2 protein-coding genes and 1 pseudogene are annotated in these 2,807 nt (G+C 57.6%); 2 read left to right on the forward strand and 1 reads right to left on the reverse strand.

Annotation, left to right across the window (positions count from 1 at the left end; translation table 11 throughout):
• Window positions 1–334 (forward strand): annotated as a pseudogene (locus QOC89_RS28705) (recombinase family protein); the annotation flags it as partial.
• Window positions 335–348: 14 nt separating this feature from the next.
• On the opposite strand, the gene QOC89_RS28710 reads toward QOC89_RS28705, so the two are convergent.
• Window positions 349–861, reverse strand: a complete 513-nt coding sequence (locus QOC89_RS28710) for a reverse transcriptase domain-containing protein (protein ID WP_323048130.1) — start codon at window positions 859–861, stop codon at window positions 349–351.
• Window positions 862–1,505: 644 nt separating this feature from the next.
• On the opposite strand from QOC89_RS28710, the gene QOC89_RS28715 reads away from it, so the two are divergent.
• A complete protein-coding gene (locus QOC89_RS28715; RefSeq protein WP_089162324.1) occupies window positions 1,506–2,528 on the forward strand; it encodes an IS30 family transposase in 1,023 nt (340 codons plus the stop codon).
• Window positions 2,529–2,807: the final 279 nt, after the last annotated feature.

Below are 2,807 nucleotides of genomic sequence, written 5' to 3' on the forward strand. Positions count from 1 at the left end.
CATTCGCCAGGCGGCCCGCGCGCTGGGTACCGCACCGTCGACGCTACATCGCTGGGTCAACGATGGCTTCATCGCCGGCGAACAGCCGACGCCTGGTGCACCGTGGCGCATTCGCATTACCGACGCCCTGCGTAGCCGTTTCGTCGATGACACCCCCGAGGGATATGTCGTCATGCAGGCCGCGACGCGGCGACTTGGTGTTTCCCGTCAAACGGTGTTGCAGCGTGTAAAGCGCGGCGAGCTCGACGCCGTCCTGGTCCGTCGAGGACGATGCAAAGGCTTGCGCATCAAGGTCGTCAACGACCAGCCAGACTTCTTCGAACACACTTCATGAACCAAAGGGCATTGCTATGAGTGATCCAAGTACTTCCGTACATCAACGTCAAGCACCCACTGTCCGCCACGATACATAATCCCCTTCCACACAGACCGCAGCGCCTCATGAGCACTGCGACCGGGTCGGAATCCGTAAGAACAGTCGTGAAAGTCGTGTTCATAGATCGGCTCCAGAAGCATAACAATGGCGCGCTGCGCCACCTTGTCTTCAAAAGAGGGAATGCCGAGCCCACGAAGACTGCCGTCCGCCTTGGCGATGAAATGCCGACGGACTGGCTGCGCGCGGTATCGGCCTGACTTGAGCCGGTCGACTAGCCCCTGAAGATTCTGCGTGAGATTGACTGCATAATCCTCTCCAGACTGACCATCAACCCCGACTGCACCATCCTTGCGCGTACAGTCGTAGGCATACCTCACCCACTCAAAGTCGATGTGATGATTTAACGAGGTGAACGCCATCTCGGGATTGCTCCTCGCCAGCATGGCTATTCGTTCCTGTTTCGTTGACACGCTTTCAGGTTTCAAAGCACCTCCGTGTTTCCCATGAACGATTCTGCAACAACGACGCCCCCCTTCCCATCGACCGGGTCCGCTTGAGCGGCGTTCCCCGGCGTCATCAGTACTACGAGGGCGCTAAGACTTCCTGTGCCGAGTACGAAGTCGCTTATGGATTCGCTTCTTCGCTCCAATCCTTCTTCTCCACGTTTTGCTCCCTGCAGCGGAGAGGTCCGCAGGGTATGGCCCGGTTTATATCGCCCCGTGCCTCAGGGCCACATAGGGTTGGTCGAAACACAGGACCTCCCAGGTTCCTGGGGAATCCATCCTCATACCTTTGCCCTGCTCTCGGACCCCGGTCGGTCTGGCGAGCCTCACCATTACGGCTCGCACAATGCTGTCCCCAACATTTGAAAAATGAAGACACCAACGGTTGGTTCATATCGAGGCTCAATCACACGGCTTCAGTACCCGCTGCCTACGCTTCAAGTAGCGCGTTACCGCACTCGCATGCAAGGCTCGCTTCCGGCTGGTGGTTAGCCTTTACCGGGAGGGAGTCGAACCCTCTGGACTCCAATGACTGGTTTCCGTCACCTACGACTTCCTCCAATCCCAGGCTTCGCCTGGCGCTATCAAAAGTGAACTGCAACACCTGCCTCGTATAAGGTGTCGCAATGTCCGAAAAAACTTCTTACCAACAACTGCAGCCTGAAGAACGCCTAACCATTGCAAGCTTGCATCTGCAGGGTTCGAGTATGCGGGCCATGGCCCGCATACTCGGGCGCTCACCGGGAACTATCAGCCGCGAGTTAATGCGAAACAGCTCTTCTGTTGGCTACACGTCGGTGCCCGCTGCGGCGCTTTGCAGCGCACGCCGCAGTGCGTCGCGTCCTCGGGCCAAGCTTTGCCCGCAAAGCGTTTGCTGGCGCATCGTTCTCACCCTGCTTGAGTGGAAATGGTCGCCCCAGCAGATATCGGGCACACTCAAGCGCATGTATCCCACCGACTCGAACCAGCACGTCTCGCACGAAACCATCTATACGGCGATCTATGCTCAGCCGCGCGGTGAACTGCGCCGCCAACTTATTGCCTGCTTGCGCCACGGCCACAGCACGCGTATGCCACGCGCGCGGGGCACAGACCGGCGCGGACAGATTCCGGACATGGTCAGTATCCACGTGCGACCGCCCGAAATCGAAGACCGCCTGCTGCCAGGTCACTGGGAAGGCGACTTCATTAAGGGTGCGGACAACCAATCCTCTGTCGGCGTTCTGGTCGAGCGCACCAGCCGCCTGGTGCTGCTTGCCAAGATGGAGGACGCCACCGCCGCCTCAGCGCTCGCAGGCTTCTCCGCCAAACTTAATTCGATTGTGGCGCCCTTACGGCAAAGCTTTACCTACGACCAAGGCAAAGAAATGTCGCGCCATCAGGAACTCACCGCCGCCACCGGCGTGAATGTGTACTTCTGCGACCCGCACAGTCCTTGGCAACGCGGTACTTGCGAAAACACCAACGGGTTGCTGCGCCAGTATTTGCCTAAAGGTACGGACCTATCGGTCTACAGTCAGGACGAACTCGACGCGATCGCTGACAGCCTGAATAGCCGGCCGCGCGCCACTCACGCGTTCCATTCTCCGTTCGAAGTCTTCGCTGCAACCCTTGCTTCAGCAAGCCAATCTCCAAGCTCTAAACACTAAACCCCCTGTTGCACTTCACCCTTGAAACCGCCGTGTTTATCTCATGGTGATGCCTCTCGTCGGAGGCCGTGGACATGCCGACGTCCAAGGATTTCACAACGAAAGAGCCGGTCGTCAGACTTTGTTCAGAGGACAATCGCGAATGCTATGTACGCGTAACAAGCGTTCGCTTTGAAGTACGAACTACCGACGTCGAGCACTCGAGTAGGAAACGCTTTCTCAGGTCTACACGATAAAAAACCGTGCCCTGATTGAAATGTTTCATGAGCGCTTATATGG

The organism is Paraburkholderia sp. (assembly GCF_034668105.1).
GTDB lineage: Bacteria > Pseudomonadota > Gammaproteobacteria > Burkholderiales > Burkholderiaceae > Paraburkholderia.

Bases quoted from the DNA above. Each gene is read 5' to 3' on its own strand.
- QOC89_RS28715 (WP_089162324.1), top strand. From the start codon at position 1,506: ATGTCCGAAAAAACTTCTTACCAACAACTGCAGCCTGAAGAACGCCTA.